Source organism: Agrobacterium sp. DE0009 (assembly GCF_007680755.1).
Lineage (GTDB): Bacteria > Pseudomonadota > Alphaproteobacteria > Rhizobiales > Rhizobiaceae > Agrobacterium > Agrobacterium tumefaciens_B.
This window is the reverse complement of the sequence record NZ_VEIU01000001.1, coordinates 419,951-438,735: the sequence shown is the minus strand read 5'-3', so window position 1 is coordinate 438,735 and position 18,785 is coordinate 419,951. Positions and strand designations below refer to the sequence as shown.

Sequence of the window (18,785 nt, the reverse complement as noted above, 5' to 3'; positions counted from 1 at the left end):
TGTTGAGGCCGATGAGACGTATCTTTTGGCGCGCGGCGTGATGAAGGCGGTTGTTGGCACCGCATTGGGGGATAGATGAGGGATCATGAGCCTGTATCTGAACTAGCAAAGCTGTTCACTTATACCGATCAAACCCAATATGGCAGAGTCATCGTCCAAACAACCAATTTGGAGCGGATGCTAGAGCGACTGCTCAAGGCTAAAATGGTCAATGGTAATAGCGAATTCCGCGCCAAAATGTTCAGTGGTTACGGACCGCTCGCCACTTTTTCAGCTAAGATCGATATGTGCTATGGCCTAGGTATTCTGGATAGGACGATGATGGAGAAGCTCCATCATATGCGGGCGGTGCGAAACGCGTTTGCTCATAGCGACGACATCATCGACTTCGCTCATCAAAGCTTTAAGTCTAAAGAGAAAATAAAAAATAATCCCCTTGCCGCAAACGAGACTGCATTCTTTGTCGGCGCAGCGGAGATATTCGATTACCTGCTACCGAAGCTCGAAACCGCCGTCCTGGTGCAAGCAATTAAATCGCACGGAAAGAAATGACCGAACCGTACCAGCCCAAATACCAGTGGAAGCGTACACAGATCGACGAGAAAGACCCACCGACAGACTTTGACTGGATCGGCTACGACGGCGATGGCGCTGTGGGCCGGATCAGAAAAGAGTTGCACGGTCCGACGAAGGGCAAATGGCAGTGGGCTGGCTGGTATCCTCGCACATTTAAGGGCAGCCCACCAACGCCGAACACTGGCTGGGTGGAAACAGCCAGACTAGCCACGCAGATGTGCGAAGAGTATTGGGACCGGTGCAAAGAGGTGATGACACCGCGGTGACTGATCGTCCGGCGGCGCTACCATCCGCCGCTGACGTTAGGGTCGAGATAGCACATCAACGAAAATACTGACACGACAATAACGGCCGCAATAACAGGACCATATGGCTTACGCTTCATGGTTTCCCCTCGTTAAAACTGATCCATTGCCGCCTGTCGGCGCGTAAGCGCCAGCAAGCCCTCGTCGTCGCGCTTCTGGATGGTGATCGGCCCCAGCGGCGTCTCGAAGCCGAGGCGCACGCTGCGCCCCGACCGTTCTTCGACGTGGATAGTGCCCACGCCTTCAATTTTCACCGTGTCACCAACCTTGACGACAAGTCTCAGCATCGCCGCTCCTACTCAGCCAGGTAACGTTCGCGCTTCTCGTCGGGAAGCTTTGCAAGTTCCTGCTCGTATTGCTCGACGTCTTTGTTCGCCAGACGATCCAGCCACGCGAACTCACCGTCGTCGGTGTCATCGTTCGAGTCAGCGGCTGGCACGGTGCCAAGCGTCGGTGGAACTTCGCGAGCCGTTCCTGCGGCCTTCGTCTCTGTTTTCTTGTTCTGCGCGCCGGATTTCACGCCATAAGCCTTCGTGACTTGTGCGGTAAGGTTCTCGTGCGCCCGCTCGAGGATCGCCGGGTTAAGCGGGTTCTGCGACTGCACCTGCAGCTTCTTCACCTCGGCTTCCAGCATGGCATGAAGGATGCTGCCCTTTTCGTATTCCGTGTGTTTCGCTAGGAAATCAGGAACGGTGACATCGAAATAGTGCTGCACAGCGTTTGTCTTACCGATCTCCGCGGCCAAGCGCTGTGTTTTCAGCCCCTCGAGCTGCGCGTCAATCTTCCGCAGCTCGGCTCGATATTCCTTGCCGGTAAACTCGCCGTCATCGAATTTATCGGTCAGCTCGTCCTTTTGCTTCTCCAGAGCGTCGATCTGTTCGGGCACCTTCGGGTCAAGGATCCACGACGGGCGCTTGTCGCCCTCGAGCGACTTGGCATCTGCGGCAGTGCCGGCCGCCGCGTTATTGTCAGCACCGCCGGCAGCAGCAGCCGATTCCGCAGCGGCTGCATCGGTCGCTGCTTTGGCGTCTGCATCTTGCTTGGCCTTTGCCGCGGCAGCGGCTGCCGCATCTGCCTCATTGGCACCGGCGACGTCGTCATCGTCTCCGGCGGCATCATCTGGCTTGTCTTTGCCTTCCTCACCCGCTCCCTCGCCTGCCTTATCGTCGGCTGCGGCGGCGGCTTCTTCGCCGTCCTCGAGGCCCTCATCCACGGTGTCATCGTCGAGCAGGCCCTCGCGTTCCTCCTCGGTCAGCATTTCAAGTTCTGCGGCATTTGGCTTGCCTGCCATGATTAATACCTCTCGTCAGCCCAGGCCGATTGCCATGGGGTTCTGTTGCTGTTGGGGTTGCTGCTGTGCCATCTGCGCCTGCTGGGCCTGTGCCGCGGCGGCAACGGTCTCTTCGCCCTCGGTGCGCGAGACGAAGCCGGATTCGTGAAGGATCACATCGGCCACGTCGGCCAGACCCGGCGCCATACCCGCCATGCCCGCTGCCTCGAGTGCTGATCTCTGGCTACCAACGTTGGCGGAGACAGTCCGTGCCTTCATATCGGCGGCCTGCGCTTCGTTCTTTTCCGCTTCTGAGGTCAGCTTGCGGAGCTGGGCCACCATGGTCTGCATGGCGAGCCGCTGCTGCTCGGCGGCGGCCTGTTCCTTGGCCTGATCTTCCGGCGATGGTGCTGTCTCGTCGGCGTCGGGGTCTTTCATGCCGGTGACCTGCCGGATGCGCTTCACGATCTCCTCGCGCTGGGGGATATCCATCGCCTCAACGACAAGGTCCATCAAGACGATCGCTATCTGCGGATTGACCGGGGCAAGCGTGGTGAGAAGCTCAAGCAAGGATTCGACCTGCGCCTGGCGCACCGATGCGCGCCAATCGTCCTCGTCGATGACATAGTCTGCCTTGGTTCGAACGATGCTGTTTTCGGGCAGTCCATCGTTAACCGTGACGTATTCAGGGCTGCCGCGCATGTTTGTGATGCGAAACTGCTTCTCCTCGGACATGAACTGTTCGATGTTAGCCAGTTCTTTCTCGCCTCTGATCTGTTGGGCGAGCCGGTAATTGTCGAAAAGCTTTGCTGTGGCGAGCGCGCCCTGCTCCTGTCGCGCCTGAATCGCGATACCCGACACGGCGTTGGTGCTGCGGCCGAGGTTTTCATCCGTGACGCCGCCGACCTGCTGCACCATCTGGATGTTGCGCGACATCAGCTCGAGGTGCCATTGGCTCAGCTCGCGATCCGCGTTTAGCTCGAGTTGCTTGCCCTGCTTCTTTACGATGATTGCATCAGGGTTAGCGACTTCCTCACGCAATTCTTCGACGTCATCAACCGCCCCTTCGTCCATAATGATTTTGTTCGTCGAGAGGATGTGGAGGGCCTTGGCGGCGCGCTTGTTGATGTCGCTCTGGATATCGCGGATATTGCGGACCAGACCGTAAGGCATGTTGTCCCGGTCGCGGCGCTTATTCCAAATAGGTGTGAACGGGTAACGATTATGCCGGTAAGGCGACGGCGATAACCAAAGCATCCCGGCGGTGGTGAATAGCGCGACATAGATCCGCATCGTCGGGCGCTTCACGACTTCGCCGTCTCCGGCGTCTATCGCCTCTTGGTGACCCGGACTGGCCGGGTCGAACAGATCACCTTTGAAGGTGCCGCCACTGATCTTGTCCGCCGTAACGGGCATCTTGAACCACATTTCGATGATGCGGACGCGGCGGCGGCGATATCCGGTAACGCGATCGGCGATATAAGTGCCGTCGCCCCTTCCTTGGCTTTCATTCTCGGGGCCGTCCATCGGCTCATCGCCGTAGGAATCGATCATCGCGAAATTGTCGCTGTCATCAACGCTGCGCTCGAGCATACCCTTGCGCTTGGGGAACATGGCTTTCGCAACGTCCAGATCAACCCATTTCGTACGGAACACGTATCGGGCGTCCGTCAGGTCCAACTCTACCGCGGTACTGTCCCACAGCATGTAGCGCCACGATTCGTAGCGGCTGAACAGCGGCTCACCCTCATCGTCACCCTGATACCCGTCCTCGATCCAGCCCAACCCGACCTTTGCTGCATCTTCGAAGGCGCGGCTGACGTGGAATTTCGTTTTGTTGACATCAGCCAGGTATTTCAGAAGCTCGGATTTGCGTTGCGCCGGTCTGCTGTCTTCCTTGCGCCGGGGCAAAACCTTGAAATCGGTGCGAGAGCGCTTCTCGGTTCCTATCACCCAATCGACCGTCGTTGCTGTGACGTTGAACACCAATGGAACCTGCCCGCGAGCCTGCAACCTCGCGGCCTGTTCGTCGGTCCATTGGATGTTGTCATAGAAATCGGCGTCCACCGCCATGTCGCGTCGATTTTCAAACTGCCGGTCCAGCTCGAGGGTATAATAGTTCAGCAACTGGTGATGCAGGGCGACATGCTTGGCATTGTCGAGGGAGTTACCTCGCTGCGGTCGGCTCAACGCCGGTGTGTCGGAAGGGATTGGCGAATCGTATCGCTTCTTTCTGACAGAACCGTCATCCGCGGCGAGGTCGAACATTCTATTCCCTTATTTCAGCTTCGAAGGTGCGCCCCGTGTCGGGGTTTCGCATTGTGATCTCGGCCACGGTCTGCTGATCGGGATTTTGGTATGGGGGAATAGACAGGAGGTCGCCGAGATGGTCCTGAATGAACATCGCGAGACGAATGACTGTGCGCTTGTCGTGTGAAGCTAGGCCGAGAGTTTCTGCGACTTGGTGAGCTGTGTGTGCAGCTTGGATAGGGTCGCCGACTTCCTCAGACCAGATCCACGCCTTGTCAACCGTGACAACGCATGGCGTCAGCCTGTCGTCATATTCCCTATCCGCTGGAATAATCACCATACACGGCCGGAATCGCTGTTCCAGCCGTAGCCAAGTGCCAATAGCTATAATGCCGCTGCGGCGTTTAGTCCAGACGCGCTTCGTCAGGTCAAGATCAGGTGTGTTCATGATGGGCCTCGTGGTTAGTTAAAGGGTCATCGGGTCACGCGACCTGCGCCGCGTGCTGGATGAAGACGATGAGGTGGCGTGGTAGCCGCACAGCCGGCGGACCTCTTCGCGGTACTGCGCTTTCTGGCGCAGCGCGTCGGCACCGTGCTGGTGCCCGTTTTTCTTCGGCAGGTCCGACCAGACACCCATGTTGGTGTTCCAAGACTTCCGATAATTATCGAGATGAAGGATGCCCTTGGCGCAGTTCTGCTCGTCGATCAGGTAATTGACGAAATCATCCTTGAGCGCCGGGATGCCGATCGCCATGAGGTCAGGGGTTACAGGCACTATATGAACGTTCCTAAGCCCAAGCCCTTCCAGCATCTCCTTCGGCGTCTCGATAACGACGCGGCCCGGGCGGCGGTGGTCGCCGTCGTGGGGCAAGAAGTGGTGCCCCCAAACGTAGCCAAACTTGTTCATCTCGCCGATGACATAGCTGTAGGCCTCGCTGCTGCACTCGAAGTAATTGATGAAGTGGTCCATCAAGCCCACCGACTGATGAAACCAGATGGCGATATCGTCATTGACGCCAAGGTCCCAAAACGTGTTGACCGGGAGTTCCGGACGCCACGGCACACGGGTGATGCGACCTTGGCTGCGCGCGATGGTCATCTGCTTGGCAAGGATGACGCCCTCGGTGGAGACCTTGAACGCTTCATCGACGGTGGAAGGGTACTCCTGCCACATCATCTCGTCTTCGTCGGAATAGTCGTTCAGACGGGTGGCAACGTACCAGGCGCGCTTCCGGAGAGAGATTGAACGGCCGATTTCGCGCTCCAGCTCGTCGAAATATTTATCGTCCTTCGGAGTGATGACGACGTCGTCGGGGTTATCGAGCTCGTACTCATCGGCGTCCCACCAAGAGGCGAAATGCAGTCTGTACTGCAACCGCGTCAGCTTCTTCTTCGCCTCCGCGTTGGCTTTCGCCTCCATCACCATTTTGTAGTAGTGGCCGTCGCGCCCCTTCGCTGTGCTCTCGATGAACACGATACCTTGTCCGGCAGCGGCCAGAGCACCGGTAACGATCTTGTTGGCTTTCAACGGAGATTCGAAGCAAATGATGCCGAACTCGGAGACGTGCAGCCAGTTCAGCGTGTCACCGCGGGCCGAGGTGGAAACCTGAATCGAGGACCCGTTTGTGAAAATCTTTTCCTCGGTATTGTCGACAACGATGCCGACCTCTTTCCGAATGAAGTCCGGTAGCCGGTTGTACGCAAACTCGACCTTGTTGCGCATGATCTTGATAGCGGTGAACTGATCCTGCGCGATGATGGCGGCACGCTGGTTCGGATTGAACAGGCAGGCGTCGAGGATCAGGAGCTGAATGACGGTGGAAAAGCCGCGCTGGCGCGCCTTCGGCACAATATTCCTGTGCCATATCCGCTTCAGGAATTTCTCCTGCGCCTCGTTGGGCCGGAACAGTACCGTCTGATTGTATTTGTCGAGGATGTAATAGAGGTTGCGTAGACGCCAGTGAGGGTCCTTGAGCTTTTCAAGGAACTGTTCCTCAGTCATGCCACTCAAATGCTCATACATTACGCGTCGTCGCCCTCGCTGCCGTCGTCATCGGAGGGCGTTATTGCGTTCGGAGCGGTCTCGTCGGGGGCATCCTCGACGGGCTGGAGAGTGCTGTTGCCGAGCTGCGCGAAGAAACCAGCTAGCGGGCTGTCTTTCTCCACATCGTGTTTCAGGTTCTTGGTGTCGCGCCAGTCGGTGCCCTTACGGTTCTTGAGCCAGAAGATTGCGGCGGTGGTATCTGGCGGGACATGCTCCATCGTCTCGATGCGCTGCACCACGCCACCGGCAGTGACAATCTTCTCGCTATCGAAGGTGTAGCCCGTGGCGCGGCGGAACAGGCTCTGCTCGACGATGGTGTCCGCCTCGTCCTTGCCAACCTCGAGCGCTTCTGCGAACTCGGGATGCTCGATCTTCCAGCGATGCAAGGTCCGGATGTTGCAGCCCAGGGCGTTGGCGATGTCCATGTCGATCGCGCCGAGTTTGGCCATGGCTTTGGCGATATCGACGAACTTGTCATCCCAAATCGAGGGGCGACCAACGCCACGAGGATCACGGTAAAACGCCTTGTCGAACGCGGGATGCTCCTCGCGCCACCAAGCCATCTCCTCCATGTCGCAGCCCAGCGCTTCCGCGATTTCCTCATCGCTGGCGCCATACTCGACGAGCTTCTTGGCGGTGGCGACAAAGCGCTCGTCCCAAGCTGCGCCGTGCTTGACCTCTGGCGTCACGGCCTCTGCGGGGTTCGGTTTCTTCTTGCGGGTTTTCTTTGGCTTCGGGGCGTCAACGCCACCCTTCACGGCCTTGCGAGGCGGGCGCGTCATCGGCCACCTCCCCGCCTTGCCCTGCTCGCGGCAAGTGCAGCAACGGCACCGGAGCCGGTTCGACGATCAAGGCTGTCGATTAAACGGTTGGGGACGAGCGGGCGATACGGTGGATCGCCAGAGGCCCAACGGTCCAGCACCTCCCTCGAAACCTGCCTATCCTCATCTACTGTAGTGTTATTATTATTCTTATATGGCTCTGGTACTGGTATTACAGCGCATTTGTTGAGCAATTGCTTTACCGCGTCACTGTTTTTATTGATCTTTTCGGACTTCTCGGACGAATTATCTTTGCGTTTCGATCCGTTTTCAGCGCGTTTTCGCGAGATTTTCAGCGCGTTTCCGATTTCCTGTTCGGCCCGGTGATTGCTGATTTTGCCGTCTCTGGTGATGTAAATTTTGCGCAGTTCGATCAGTTCGGCGAGCAACGCGCGAGCCTTCCGGAGAGAGCAATTCCATGCCCCGGCGAGCCAACGTTCGTTGTTGTCGATGGGGCCGCCCTCGTCATAGATCAGGTCAAGAATGGTCGTGTATGCGCCGCGCTGCTCGAGGGTGAGCTTGCGATAGCCCTGTAGGGCGTCGCCGTGATAACGGCGGTGGTAGGGCATGGTACGGCGGCTCATGCTGTCGTTCCTTCAAATGGCAGAGAAAGCGGCTCCTGCGCCGGCTGGGAGGCGGCGGCAGGCTGATCGGGGTAAATGGAGGCATCGGCCTCTGCGAACGCGCGCTGGCGCAGTTGACGGCACACGGCGTGGGTGACTTCCTTGCCGGAGAGGTTCCAAGCCAGGTCGCGGATCATCACGCCGCGTGTCGATCGCTGCGAACACGAGATGAGGTGACGCCGGCACTCGGCTTGCAGCTCTGCGGCCCAAAGCATCTCGAGCATCGACGTGGCGCGGGGGATTCGAGACAGATCCTTGAAGCGATCAAATGACCACGCATCGTCATGGCGGCCATACACCCAATCGCTTTTCTCGGGCTTCGGGTAGCGCCAGACGTTTTTGCGTGTCGCCCATCTGCCCAAAAATAGAGGATGATTAAGCCGGCGCTCCGGCGGATGGTCATCACTCCAATACGCTTCTCGGAAATCGGCGAAATGCTTCTCGTGGGCCGCGACGATGACGAGGTGGGAAACCTCATTGAACGCTTTCCACTGTTCCTCGAGCCGTTTCAGCACGTCCTTGCGGGACTTAATCTCCACCGCCACGATATGCTCGGTACCGATCGCGGCGACGTCGATCCGGTTCGTTCCCTGCCCTGCGACGTTCAGCTCGTGCACGATGCGGGCACCGGGCATTAGCTGGCGGAGGCGGAACACGACGGCGTTGCGGATTTCCTGTTCGTCGAAAGAGCGCGTCATGGCTTGCTCTCCAGATACATCTCGAGCGCGAGCGAAAGGCTTTCCAGCGCGGCGTTATAGCCCTCGCGATAGCCTTCCGGCTTCGTGTCGAACACGTTGTCAGATTTGAAAAGCTCGGGCGTGATGGTCCACTCCTTGGCGCACCACGCGGCGAACTGTTCGATTTCGTTCTGCATCAGATCGGCAACGGCCTGCTGGAGCTTGCTCGTCATGGCTGCCCCCTGCTGACCTGCTGGGCCCACACCACTGCTTCATCGACGCTGTGCAGCGTGACGACGGCGGATCCGCGCCAGGCATCGGCGAAGGCCTGCTGATTGTCGTTCAGCGCAGCGCCGTAGCCTTTGCGTCCTGATTTAAACTCGACGACATGGGTTATGCCGCGATAGCCGACAATCGCATCGGTAGGTTCGTGCAGGAGAAAGACGCTCATGCCGAACGCCTCGAGCGTTTTCACGATTTCGGGCTCGGCAGCGTCCCTCTTGGCGTTTCGGCGCGCCATGGTGACGCGCTTCTTCGGCTTCGTGTTCTTCCTGTAGGTTGATGCTGGGAGGCGTGTCACTCGGCCGCCTCCGCAAATTCCCGCCTCACGTTATGTTCGGCCAGCAGCCGGATCATCTTGGGGGGCACGCTATTGCCGACGAGATGGTATTTCTGCGTCTTGGTCAGCCGTACCTCTTTGCCGTCGAGCGTAATGGTGTCGGGCAGCGAACCCTTCTTGAAACCGTGTGCCGCTGCGCCTTCCTCTGGCTCGAGCATGCGCATCCCGATATCCGTCAGGATATACTCGGCACCTTTCACCTTCACCGTGACGAGGCCGTGCCGCGCCTTCTGCGTCAGTGCACCCAGCGGATCGTCTAGGGTCTGCTCATAACCGCCATTGCCCGAGTAATAGGCTTGGAGGAACCCGAGGACGAGGCCGGCGTGGTTCCCGCCAGCCGTGATCGTGGCGGCGGGGTCCCGGGCGTCGCGACCTTCCTTGTTGGTGCCGCGTAGCGCCAGCATGTGAGCCGCGACCACGCCCTGTTGCGAACCTGACGTCGTGATCGTCGAGGCCGGGTCATCAACGGAGCGAACGTTATCGCCTGCTCTCGGCCCGTCGTTGTGCTGGGCCATGAAAGCGGCGACCAAGGCGCTTTTACCTGATCCACCCGGGGTGAAAACCGGCGCTGGTTCTTCGACGTCTGCACCGATGCTTTCACCGAACTGTCTCTGTAGACTGGCAGCTATTACAGCCGCCTTCGAGCCGCTGGCCACCTGTGTGGCTGCCGGTTCCTCAATGTCTAGAATTCGAGGGCTTTGCCCGACACGCTCTCCATAGCCTGACTGAATCATGGTGGCCGAGACAAGCGCATGATTTGCCCCGCCGGCGGTGAAGGCGTGCGCCGGATCTTCGGCACCGTACATAGGATTTCGCGAATTGCGCATCACGCCGAAATGCGGCACTGCCACACTCAGCTCGCCGCGGTGCGCCGTGGTAATGGTGCGCAGCGGTTCATCGACGGAATGCACCCGGTCATGACCGGAGTGCGTGATTGGTACGATGAATGGCCGTGCCGCATTGATGACGTAGCGCATCACGCCGCGGGCGGTGCGACGCTTCGTTGCGTCGGCCAGTTCCTTGGCGCGGCCAAAGATCGATTTCACGGGCAACAGCCAGTCAATGACCTCATGAACCCCAAGCCACGGTTTCAGACCAAGCTTCTTCGCGATCTTCCGCGGCGCATGGGTCCGCTCGGGCCAGACGATGGGCGAGCCGTCCGCCTGGGCGACACCGAAATACCGGGTGCGAATGGTGTGAATGCCAAAGTCGGCGCAGTTCAGCACCCTGCCGTCATAGCTGTAGCCGAGGCCGTGCATGTGCTTGAGCCACGCTTTCCAGATACGGCCCTTGTGACGCGGGTCCGGAATAAGCCATTGCTGCTCGATTGGAACGCGCTCGCCCTTCGCGGCGACTGTCTTATCCAGCTTCATGACGCGCCCGGTCTTTTCGCAGCGTTTTGCGATCAGCGGGCCCCACGTCTGGATTTCCTTGACGTTCTCGAGCGTGATCGTTTCGGGGCGGACGGTACCGGCCCAGCGGCAGACAACCCACGCCAGAGAGCGCCGACGCTTCGAAACGGGCTTGCCGCCCTTGGCAACGCTGAAATGGGTGCAATCGGGGCTGGCGTGCAGGACGCGGACGCCGCGGCCCTTCGTTGCTTCCTTTGGGCAGACTTCGAACACGTCACAGCGCAGGTGCTTGGTGTGAGGGTGGCGCTTCTGGTGAACCGCGACCGCGATAGGATCGTGATTGATAGCCAGGTGGACGTGGAACCCCGCCTCCTCGAGCCCGTCGCATCCCCCGCCCATGCCGGCGAAAAGAACCACGGTCATTCGATTGTCGAGGTTGAAGAAGTTGGAGGGACGGAACGGAGCGTTCATGCCGCACCGCCTTTCGCCTTGCTGAAATGGGTGCAGCGAGGACTTTCAAAGATCACGGTGGCGCGTCGCGTCTGGTGAAGCTTTGCTACCATTCCGTCGATGTAGCTCACCGCCCAATGCTCGCCGTGCTGGGCGAATATCTCCGAGGCCTGTGCACCGATCCGCGCGAGCAACATCAGCGGGCACCGCAGGAGCCAATCCTGCCGTTCCTCCTTCGTCGCCTTGGCAAGTATCTCGATCAGCGGCATGTCATCCGGCGGTACCGGCACCGGCTGCAATTTGGCAGCAGCGAGGAACGCGTAGAAGCGATCAGCGACGGCTTGCTTCGCCTTCTCCTCTGAGCTCGCTCCGCCGTCCGCAGGGTTCCTCGTCGGGCCAACCCAAACGCGGTACCGGAAATATCGGCCGGTGATGGAGCGAAACACGGCGCCAACATCGATATCGCCACACACGGCAAGGATGCGATGCTGTTCTTCTTTCCAGACGATCATGCCGCCTTCCTCCGCCGGAGTGCGTCACGTTCGGCCCTCGAGCCGATGCCGATCGACATTTTGCGGTGGCAGGGGCAGTACGATTCCTGCTCGTCGGTCACAGCACCGCAGAACAGGGTATTCTCGCGATCGCCTTCAACGGGCCAGCGGCACTGGTTGCGCTCGAGCTGGTGAAGCTTGAGACGCAGCGGCTCGGGCGCGGTCAACGGCTGTTCAAGCACCGGTGGCGTCGCGGCTGGCTTTACCAAGACCGGCTGCGCGAAATGGCCGCCGCTGCGCAAGAGCAGTCCGGACGGTTTCTTTAGTTTGACCGGTTCCTTCACCGGTTTCGGCAGAGAAAGCTTATTCCCACCGGTGGCACCGGACTTCGTTGACCGGTTCGGTGTGCCGGTAAGCGGTACATCAACGAGTTTGGAAGCGTGGCGGTTATAGTGCGAGATGACGGAGCTGCGTGAAATTGTGACGCGGAACTGCTGTGAAAGCGCGTACGCGATCTCTTTCCCGGTCCCCTTGGTCTTGAAGTAGATTGCTTTGATCGCGGCACAACGCTCGTCGGCGTTCAGTTCTTTCCATTCCTGCTGCATGGCTCACTCCATCCCGAGGGCGGCCATGTACGTCTGGAGGATGGTTTCCTCCTCGATACGCTCGTTGGCGTCTTTCTTGCGCAAGCGGATGATGGTGCGGATCGCCTTGGTGTCGTAGCCCCTGCCCTTCGCCTCCCCGATGACGTCCTTGATGTCGTCGGAAATGGCGGACTTCTCCTCCTCGAGTCGCTCAATGCGCTCGATGATGGAACGCAGCTCGGCCGCGGCAACACCTTCGACAGTGGCTTCGCCGGTCTCCTCGCGGGAAAAGGCTTCGGACTGACCCGAGAGTGGCGGGTTATGCGCCTTCCCGATCGCTGCGTTGGTAACGGCGCGTGCCGCGTTCTTCATGTTGCCCTGGGCAAGTTCGCTGGAAATAGTCAACTGTCGGCTCCTTCGAGGCTTTGCAGCGTGTCACGCCGCGCTTCCGCCCGCCGGTTCAGCCGGTGGGCCTTCTGTTTCAGTTCGTTGTCGGAAAGGACCCTGAGCTTGCCGCTACCGCGGCACCGCGGGGTGAAGATCGTGACGACGACGCCGCCGGGCTGGGCGATACGAGCCGCAAAGTGGCGGTTGTCGAACGACGTCAGACCAAACTGTGCCGCAGTGGAAAGCCCCTTGGTCCATATCAGCGCCCTCACCTCGTCGATCGACATGCCGGCAGCACTGGCATGGGCTTGCGCCCTCGCCTTTTCAGTCTCAAATTCTTCCGAAACATCGATGTGCAAAATGCGCTGCACGTACCGCGCGACGGCGTGAAAGCTCACCCGTTCAGGATCATCCGCCGCTCTCGGTTGCATTACCGCTCCCTTTTCTCAGGAGGTCGCGGGCCTTCACCAGAGCGGCCAAATGAAGCCGCTGGGTCGCGATGTCGGCAGCGGGACGAGCGTTTCGCCCCTGCGAGTTGGTATCGATCCACCAAATCTTGCTGCGCGCCATCTTGTCGAGATGATCGATGATGGCCTGATCCGACATGGGTGTCTCGCGCGCCGCGGCCATCTTCTCTCGGATCAGACGTTCTTCGGTGGCTTTAGCCAGGCTATCGACCGACGTTCGTGGCAATCGATAGTTCATCAGGCTACCTCGTCGAACTTGTCGCGCTCGCGCTGGAGCATTTCAATCTGCGCGTCGATCTCGCGGCGACGCTGTTTCTGCACCGCCTCCGACACCCAGCTCGGCGGCCTCTTAATCGACGCGGCGAGCAGCTCGGGACCGAACACTGCGATAAGGATCGAGAAATGCTGCACCGACGGCTGAGAGCGCCGGTGCAGCCAGTTCTCTACGCTGGCCGCGGGAATCCCCGTCTTTGCCTCGACGTGGTACGTCGTGGCGCGGGGGAACTTCTTACGCAGCCAGTCAATCAGGCCAGTCACATCGAACAGAGGTGATGAACCTGTCCCGCAACGTTGCGGGTTTTTCCCTGCGGAAGCGAGACGCCGTGGCGTGACATTGTCAAAGCGTCGGGGGTCCTCTTCGGAGAAACCGAGAACGCCTCGATCGGTGCGAACGAAAGAGGCAGAGGAATGCGTGGGCTGGGCAATCAAGCGAAAGGAGTTGCGGATAGTGATCGCGATCATGGCCAGCCACGAGGGCCGCAGGGATGCGGAATGGCGGGAATGGGGCACCGAAGCGGACGCAATACCTGCCGCTTCGGTGATGCGACGGCCGGGGACATTGGCCGAGGCTGGGATTGGGAATTGGATGATGGTCATATGCGCCCCCGGGACTTGCTGAAACGATTGGGTTCGAAAGGACGGCTCGGCGCATGCGGAACGATGCCTTCGACCGTGACGCGAGCAAGGCCATCCACATCGAGAGGCCCAGCGCGGAATTTGCCGTCCGCGTCGATCGAACAAAGCACAAAGGCGGTTTCGTCCGGGCCGGAGCTGAAATCGCAGCCGATAATCTGGCGCGGATCGTTCGTCGGAAGTAGTGCGGAAGGCGACGTCATGCGGCATCGGCTCCCCGAACCGGGAATAGATCGGGTCGCAGATCGTTACGGGTCACTGCGCCGTCAGTCGCCTGCTCAAAACATACGGCATGTTCGGCGCTTATTTTCTTCGCTCGAGTCAGCAACCACGAGATCTGCTGCTGGGAACAACCTGCCCTCTCGGCAAGCTTTTCCTGGCTGCCTACAACTTCTATGGCGCGTCGAATATGTGGGCGAAAATCTGACATACAAGGAAACTAGTGATTCCGCGTCGCGCCGTCAACTAGTTTCCTTGTGTGTGTTTTTACTAGCGCATTGGTAAACTGACCACATGGCAACAATCGCAGAAAATCTCAGGCGTTTACGCAAAGCGGCAGGGCTGTCTCAGGCAGCATTGGCGGAGAAGGCCGGGGTGAGCCAGCAGCTCGTCTCCCAGCTCGAGAACAACAAAAACTTTTCAACGACCGAATTGCCGGGGCTCGCCTTCGCGCTCGGAGTGCCGGTGCATGAGATAGACAGCGCATACATGCCAGACATGTCCGGCATTCCCACCATCGCCGTTCCTTTGGTGACATGGGTGAGTGCTGGCGGCTTGATGCAGCAAGACGTTGGCGTAGATCGTCTCGCGACGTTGCACTTTACCGACCTCCCCCCGGGCGACTGGATCGCTCTCAGGGTTAGCGGCGAGTCGATGAACAGGATATCGCCTGACGGCAGCACGATCATCGTCAACAGGAGAGACAAGACCCTTGTTTCGAAGAAGTGCTACGTGATTGATGATGGAGAAGGTAACGCGACGTTCAAGCGTTACCGCCCTGATCCAGACCGCTTCGAGCCCGTTTCGACTGAGGATTTCGCAACGCTGTTTCCAGACAACACGCCCACGATAATCGGCCGCGTCTATCGTTCGATCATGGAGCTTTAATGCTGCGCCTTCTGTCAGCCGCATTTCTAGCCTGCACCGTCGTTGGTACGGCTGTTGCGGCTGATTTCCTTGAGAAAACCAGGGCCGATGGCAGCTCCTATGTCTTGCTGCAAGGCAGGATCGACGAGGGTGATACTGAGCGGCTTGAGCAGCTTCTGCTTTCCGGCAAGATCGATTCGAGAACAATAGCGTTCAATTCCCCAGGAGGCTCACTGTGGGAAGGCGTCCTGATGGGACGCATATTGCGCTATCGCGGCTTCTCAACCTACGTGCGTCCTGGCGAAGAGTGCGTTTCCGCCTGTCTCTTTGCGTTCATGGGTGGCGAGCAGCGTTTCGTCTACCCCAAGGGAGAGCTGGGCGGCCACCAATTCTATGGCGGCAACGAACGATCCACCTCTCAGGGTTTTACGCAATTCTCCACTTCGGAGCTTTTCAAGTTCGCCCGCGAAATGGGTGTCTCCAGCGAAGTCATTGAGATATCGTCAAGCACCTCCCCCGATAATATGCACATCTTCACTCCCGACGAGTTGAGACGTTTCAAGCTTTCTGTTCCGCATAAGCAGGTTCCGTTTCAGGACCGAGAAGCCCGCCGGCTCAATATTCGCCCAGCCGAGTACGCCAAGCGGTGGAAAGCTTTCCTGCATTCGGACAGGAGCCGGTGCGATGCGATCGACGATGATATCCAGCGCGGCACCTGCGTATTTCTCATCATGGATGCACACGGCGTTCCTCGCTGAAAAGCAGGCACTGATTCTCATGTCACAATTCAATTTACTATCATCACTAGTTTCCTAGTTGACATAGTAACTAGTTTGCTTGTAGCCTCAACTCCATCGAAGGTTGCTTCGCCGCGACCGGATTAGCCGATGGAGATAGACGAATGCGAAGCCTGCTTGCTTTTGCGGGAGCGATATCGCTTGCCCTGATTTTCCACGCCGATGACGGCATGAGCCGCTGCACCGCGTCTGCCACGACGTGCCACGCCACCTTGAACCGCTGAGGTGTGCGATGAAACTTTGGACCTGCACCAACTGCGGCCTCGTCGAGCGTCTCAACCACTTCTTTCCTGACAGCTGCTCGGCATGCGGTGGCGCCATGATCTGCGACGACGGACGCACCACCAATGCCCGGTACGAACCGGGCGCGGCCGATTGCTTCGATGTGCTGAACGATGCGGCCGAAGGCGATGCCGCGGCCAACGTCATTCTCTGGCAGGAACGTGCCCCGACGTCGCTATACAAGAAGGACATGATTGAGGATCTGCTGTTGCAGAACCGCATGGATATGATGCAGGCGATCTTCGGGAACGCTGCATGAGCCAGTTGCCTCCGTATCGTGACGCGGCCGCCATCGCACTCGACGCCGCGGCAGCGCTTTCAGCGTCCGCCATCATCCAGAAGCTGATCGCCTACAGAGCTTTGCGCTTGCTGTACCCCGACGCGCCACTCTGGAACCTCGCCATTGTCGTCGATTATCCGGCGCGGAACTTCGCTGAGCCGATGGCAGCCCTCTATGAGTTTGCCGGCGCGATCGATGAAATCGATGTCGATCATGCCATCGGTGCCGTGCTCGCTCCTCTCTACGGCGAGAGGGCGAACTGACGTGAGCAAGCATTCCAATTTCCCCCGCAACAAGCACGACATGTATCTGACACCCTATGAGGCCGCCCTGCCGCTGCGCAGGTTCCTCGAGGGAGTGGAGACGTTCGCCGAACCGTGCCGCGCCGATGGTCGGTTGATCCGCTGGCTGGAAAGCTTTGACCTGTCGTGCGTCCACAGCGGCGACATTCAAGACGGCGTTGATGCTCTGACCGACCCGTGGCTGGAGCATGCGCGTCCCGATGTCATCATCACCAACCCGCCGTACACTTGGGAAATCCTCGAGGCGATGATCGAGCGGTTCATGAGGATCGCGCCGACCTGGCTGCTTCTGGAAGCGGACTTCGCGTTCAACCTGCAGAGCGCGAAATTTATGCCGATGTGCACCGACATCGTGCCGATCGGCCGCGTGCGCTGGTTCTCCGAGACGGAACACGACAGCAAGGACAATTTCGCTTGGTTCCGGTTCCACCACCAGCACCGCCGCGGGCCGGTGATGCACATCATGCAGCTGATCGACAAGCGGCGCATCCGCAAGATGACGCGGCCGGAGATTGAATTTCCGGAGTTCGAAAATGCTGCCTGACCTTTCCGCCCCCGTGACGCTGCTCGGCAGCCTGTTTTTTGCGGTCTCGGCTTTCGGGCTGGGCTGGCTGATCGGCCGCGCCCATCGCGCGCTCCAGCGCCGCAACCAACTCAACCACGTCGAGGCGATACGCCAAGGAATGCTGCGCCACGCCGCGGCTGACGATCATCACCACCGCGCCCGCATGGGCCTCACTCAAGGAGATTGAAATGCTCGATACCGCACAGCACGCAAAGAAGCCCAACGCAGTGGACGTCCATGTCGGCGCACTGATCCGTTCGCGCCGTAAGGTCGTGGGCATGAGCCAAGAGAAGCTGGGCGACGCCCTCGGCATCACGTTCCAGCAGGTCCAGAAATACGAAAAGGGCTCAAACCGCGTCGGCGCGAGCCGGTTGCAGCAGATCGCCGACACTCTTGGTGTCAGCCCCGCCTATTTCTTCGAAGATGCTCCGTCTCACGGAGTGTCCAACAACGTCGAAAAAGACGAGGCCATTGCTTTCATGCAGAGCCACGACGGCGTCCGCCTCGCTCGTCTCTGGATGAAAATCGGAGACGGCAAAGCCCGTCGCCAGCTTCTTGGCGTGATCGAACTCGTCGCGGCGCGCGGTTGCTCCGAGGACACTTAATCTACTACCTTCATATCGCTCCGTAACTCATTGAGTTAATTAACGAAGGATACTGAAATGTTTCTCAAAGTCGTGGGGGCGATTGTTGTAGCTCTCATCTTCGGGCTTGGCACCATCAAGGCTGTCCAAATCCTCTCAAATCGCAAAAATCAAAAGGAGGAATAATATGCGGCCATCGCAGATTGTTGGCGCCGTGCTGGCGTTTTTTGTTGTCGTTTTCGCGCTGTCTCTAACGGGCGGTTCATTTTACACCGTAGACGAGGGCGAGCGCTCAGTCGTTGTCAATCAGGGCAAGATCGTTTCGGTTTCTGGACCTGGCTTCCATTGGAAAACGCCCTTCCTCGACGACGTCCATGTGATCAGCGTTCGCACTCAAGCCGTCGAATTTAAGGAAGAGCCGGTTTACACCGCCGACCGGCAGACGGCCAACGTCACTTTTTCGATAAACTATGCGGCTGTGCCGTCCGATATCGAAATCTCGACGCTCTATCGCGAGTTTCAAACCCTTGAGGGCTTCGAGAGCCGCGCGCTTACCAGACAGGCGCGTGAGCAGATCAAGAACGTCTTCGGCACGTTCACGGCGGACACCGCAATCCGCGAAAGAGCGCGGCTAAATACCGAAGTGGCAAAGGCGCTCGCAAATCTCGGCGAGGGCTTGGTGAAGGTGGAAGGCGTAAACATCGAGAATATCAATTTCTCCGATGCGGTCGAGCGTGCGGCGGAAGACCGGGCAAAGGCCGAAATGCTGGTGCAAACCGAAAAGCAGAAGCTTGAGCGCGAGAAAGTGCTGGCACAAATCGCAGTTACGCAAGCCCAGGCGCAGGCCGACAGCCAGCTCGCTACCGCTAAAGCTAATGCGGAAGCGGTTCGCTTGCAGGGCGATGCGGAGGCCTCCGCAATCAAAGCTAAATCCGACGCGTTGGCCCAATCTCCTAACCTCGTCGAACTCACGAAGGCCGAGCGCTGGAACGGCGCTCTACCGCAAACCTTCGTTCCCGGCTCCGCAGTCCCCTTCCTCAACCTAAAAAACTGACCCGCTC

General features: G+C 59.0%; 29 protein-coding genes. 10 read left to right on the top strand and 19 right to left on the bottom strand.

What is annotated here, in order from left to right; genetic code table 11:
• The first annotated feature begins 75 nt into the window (after positions 1 to 75).
• Together FS804_RS02310 and FS804_RS02305 are read left to right on the top strand one after the other, a co-directional pair.
• Positions 76 to 552 carry a DUF4145 domain-containing protein gene (locus FS804_RS02310; protein ID WP_144574327.1) on the top strand — a complete coding sequence of 159 codons (477 nt, stop codon included), beginning with the start codon at positions 76 to 78 and terminating at the stop codon, positions 550 to 552.
• Positions 549 to 842: a hypothetical protein gene (locus FS804_RS02305; protein ID WP_144574325.1), complete on the top strand. Its 294-nt coding sequence runs from the start codon at positions 549 to 551 to the stop codon at positions 840 to 842. The genes FS804_RS02310 and FS804_RS02305 overlap by 4 nt, the downstream gene beginning before the upstream one ends.
• Positions 843 to 973: 131 nt before the next feature.
• On the opposite strand, the gene FS804_RS02300 is transcribed toward FS804_RS02305, so the two are convergent.
• The 19 genes from FS804_RS02300 to FS804_RS25430 are packed head-to-tail and all read right to left on the bottom strand — an operon-like array spanning position 974 to position 14,258.
• Positions 974 to 1,168: a hypothetical protein gene (locus FS804_RS02300; protein WP_046205535.1), complete on the bottom strand. Its 195-nt coding sequence runs from the start codon at positions 1,166 to 1,168 to the stop codon at positions 974 to 976.
• Positions 1,169 to 1,176: 8 nt separating this feature from the next.
• Positions 1,177 to 2,172 (bottom strand): hypothetical protein, encoded by a 996-nt coding sequence (locus FS804_RS02295; RefSeq protein WP_144574323.1) that lies wholly within the window; start codon positions 2,170 to 2,172, stop codon positions 1,177 to 1,179.
• Positions 2,173 to 2,187: 15 nt separating this feature from the next.
• On the bottom strand, positions 2,188 to 4,419 hold the full coding sequence (locus tag FS804_RS02290; RefSeq protein ID WP_144574320.1) for a hypothetical protein: 2,232 nt from the start codon (positions 4,417 to 4,419) through the stop codon (positions 2,188 to 2,190).
• A 1-nt stretch (position 4,420) separates the two neighbouring features.
• Complete coding sequence (locus FS804_RS02285; RefSeq protein WP_144574318.1) at positions 4,421 to 4,849, bottom strand: hypothetical protein; 429 nt, start codon at positions 4,847 to 4,849, stop codon at positions 4,421 to 4,423.
• An 18-nt stretch (positions 4,850 to 4,867) separates the two neighbouring features.
• Entirely contained in the window at positions 4,868 to 6,403 is a 1,536-nt protein-coding gene (locus FS804_RS02280; RefSeq protein WP_186376636.1) for a hypothetical protein, read from the bottom strand.
• 20 nt (positions 6,404 to 6,423) lie between these two features.
• Positions 6,424 to 7,227 (bottom strand): hypothetical protein, encoded by an 804-nt coding sequence (locus FS804_RS02275; protein ID WP_144574316.1) that lies wholly within the window; start codon positions 7,225 to 7,227, stop codon positions 6,424 to 6,426.
• Entirely contained in the window at positions 7,224 to 7,850 is a 627-nt protein-coding gene (locus FS804_RS02270) for a DUF1376 domain-containing protein (protein ID WP_144574314.1), read from the bottom strand. The genes FS804_RS02275 and FS804_RS02270 overlap by 4 nt, the downstream gene beginning before the upstream one ends.
• Positions 7,847 to 8,587: an NERD domain-containing protein gene (locus FS804_RS02265; protein WP_144574311.1), complete on the bottom strand. Its 741-nt coding sequence runs from the start codon at positions 8,585 to 8,587 to the stop codon at positions 7,847 to 7,849. Before FS804_RS02265 ends, FS804_RS02270 begins: the two co-directional genes overlap by 4 nt.
• Positions 8,584 to 8,799 carry a hypothetical protein gene (locus tag FS804_RS02260; protein WP_144574309.1) on the bottom strand — a complete coding sequence of 72 codons (216 nt, stop codon included), beginning with the start codon at positions 8,797 to 8,799 and terminating at the stop codon, positions 8,584 to 8,586. Before FS804_RS02260 ends, FS804_RS02265 begins: the two co-directional genes overlap by 4 nt.
• On the bottom strand, positions 8,796 to 9,146 hold the full coding sequence (locus FS804_RS02255) for a hypothetical protein (protein ID WP_246665840.1): 351 nt from the start codon (positions 9,144 to 9,146) through the stop codon (positions 8,796 to 8,798). The genes FS804_RS02260 and FS804_RS02255 overlap by 4 nt, the downstream gene beginning before the upstream one ends.
• Positions 9,143 to 11,008, bottom strand: coding sequence for a DNA cytosine methyltransferase (locus FS804_RS02250; RefSeq protein WP_144574307.1), 1,866 nt, complete (start codon positions 11,006 to 11,008; stop codon positions 9,143 to 9,145). Before FS804_RS02250 ends, FS804_RS02255 begins: the two co-directional genes overlap by 4 nt.
• A complete protein-coding gene (locus tag FS804_RS02245) occupies positions 11,005 to 11,499 on the bottom strand; it encodes a hypothetical protein (RefSeq protein WP_144574305.1) in 495 nt (164 codons plus the stop codon). The genes FS804_RS02250 and FS804_RS02245 overlap by 4 nt, the downstream gene beginning before the upstream one ends.
• Positions 11,496 to 12,083 (bottom strand): GcrA family cell cycle regulator, encoded by a 588-nt coding sequence (locus FS804_RS02240; protein ID WP_144574303.1) that lies wholly within the window; start codon positions 12,081 to 12,083, stop codon positions 11,496 to 11,498. Before FS804_RS02240 ends, FS804_RS02245 begins: the two co-directional genes overlap by 4 nt.
• Before the next feature lie 3 nt (positions 12,084 to 12,086).
• Entirely contained in the window at positions 12,087 to 12,434 is a 348-nt protein-coding gene (locus FS804_RS02235) for a DUF2312 domain-containing protein (protein ID WP_144576298.1), read from the bottom strand.
• Between the two features lie 29 nt (positions 12,435 to 12,463).
• On the bottom strand, positions 12,464 to 12,880 hold the full coding sequence (locus FS804_RS02230; protein WP_144574301.1) for a hypothetical protein: 417 nt from the start codon (positions 12,878 to 12,880) through the stop codon (positions 12,464 to 12,466).
• Positions 12,858 to 13,154: a hypothetical protein gene (locus FS804_RS02225; protein WP_144574299.1), complete on the bottom strand. Its 297-nt coding sequence runs from the start codon at positions 13,152 to 13,154 to the stop codon at positions 12,858 to 12,860. Before FS804_RS02225 ends, FS804_RS02230 begins: the two co-directional genes overlap by 23 nt.
• Entirely contained in the window at positions 13,154 to 13,792 is a 639-nt protein-coding gene (locus tag FS804_RS02220) for a hypothetical protein (RefSeq protein WP_144574297.1), read from the bottom strand. Before FS804_RS02220 ends, FS804_RS02225 begins: the two co-directional genes overlap by 1 nt.
• The gene (locus tag FS804_RS02215; RefSeq protein ID WP_144574295.1) at positions 13,789 to 14,031 is read right to left on the bottom strand and encodes a hypothetical protein; all 243 of its coding nucleotides are present in this window, start codon (positions 14,029 to 14,031) and stop codon (positions 13,789 to 13,791) included. The genes FS804_RS02220 and FS804_RS02215 overlap by 4 nt, the downstream gene beginning before the upstream one ends.
• Complete coding sequence (locus FS804_RS25430; RefSeq protein WP_144574293.1) at positions 14,028 to 14,258, bottom strand: YdaS family helix-turn-helix protein; 231 nt, start codon at positions 14,256 to 14,258, stop codon at positions 14,028 to 14,030. Before FS804_RS25430 ends, FS804_RS02215 begins: the two co-directional genes overlap by 4 nt.
• Positions 14,259 to 14,341: 83 nt before the next feature.
• Between FS804_RS25430 and FS804_RS02205 the strand changes: the two genes are divergently transcribed.
• From FS804_RS02205 to FS804_RS02170, 8 genes are all read left to right on the top strand, one after another.
• Entirely contained in the window at positions 14,342 to 14,935 is a 594-nt protein-coding gene (locus FS804_RS02205) for an XRE family transcriptional regulator (RefSeq protein WP_112494166.1), read from the top strand.
• Entirely contained in the window at positions 14,935 to 15,672 is a 738-nt protein-coding gene (locus FS804_RS02200; protein ID WP_144574291.1) for a hypothetical protein, read from the top strand. The genes FS804_RS02205 and FS804_RS02200 overlap by 1 nt, the downstream gene beginning before the upstream one ends.
• 271 nt (positions 15,673 to 15,943) lie before the next feature.
• Positions 15,944 to 16,252, top strand: a complete 309-nt coding sequence (locus tag FS804_RS02195) for a hypothetical protein (protein ID WP_144574289.1) — start codon at positions 15,944 to 15,946, stop codon at positions 16,250 to 16,252.
• Complete coding sequence (locus FS804_RS02190; protein WP_144574287.1) at positions 16,249 to 16,536, top strand: hypothetical protein; 288 nt, start codon at positions 16,249 to 16,251, stop codon at positions 16,534 to 16,536. The genes FS804_RS02195 and FS804_RS02190 overlap by 4 nt, the downstream gene beginning before the upstream one ends.
• A gap of 1 nt (position 16,537) precedes the next feature.
• Positions 16,538 to 17,119 (top strand): hypothetical protein, encoded by a 582-nt coding sequence (locus FS804_RS02185; protein ID WP_144574285.1) that lies wholly within the window; start codon positions 16,538 to 16,540, stop codon positions 17,117 to 17,119.
• A complete protein-coding gene (locus FS804_RS02180) occupies positions 17,109 to 17,327 on the top strand; it encodes a hypothetical protein (RefSeq protein ID WP_144574283.1) in 219 nt (72 codons plus the stop codon). Before FS804_RS02185 ends, FS804_RS02180 begins: the two co-directional genes overlap by 11 nt.
• Before the next feature lies 1 nt (position 17,328).
• The gene (locus FS804_RS02175) at positions 17,329 to 17,745 is read left to right on the top strand and encodes a helix-turn-helix domain-containing protein (RefSeq protein ID WP_144574281.1); all 417 of its coding nucleotides are present in this window, start codon (positions 17,329 to 17,331) and stop codon (positions 17,743 to 17,745) included.
• A gap of 166 nt (positions 17,746 to 17,911) precedes the next feature.
• A complete protein-coding gene (locus FS804_RS02170) occupies positions 17,912 to 18,778 on the top strand; it encodes an SPFH domain-containing protein (protein ID WP_144574279.1) in 867 nt (288 codons plus the stop codon).
• Positions 18,779 to 18,785 lie beyond the last annotated feature (7 nt).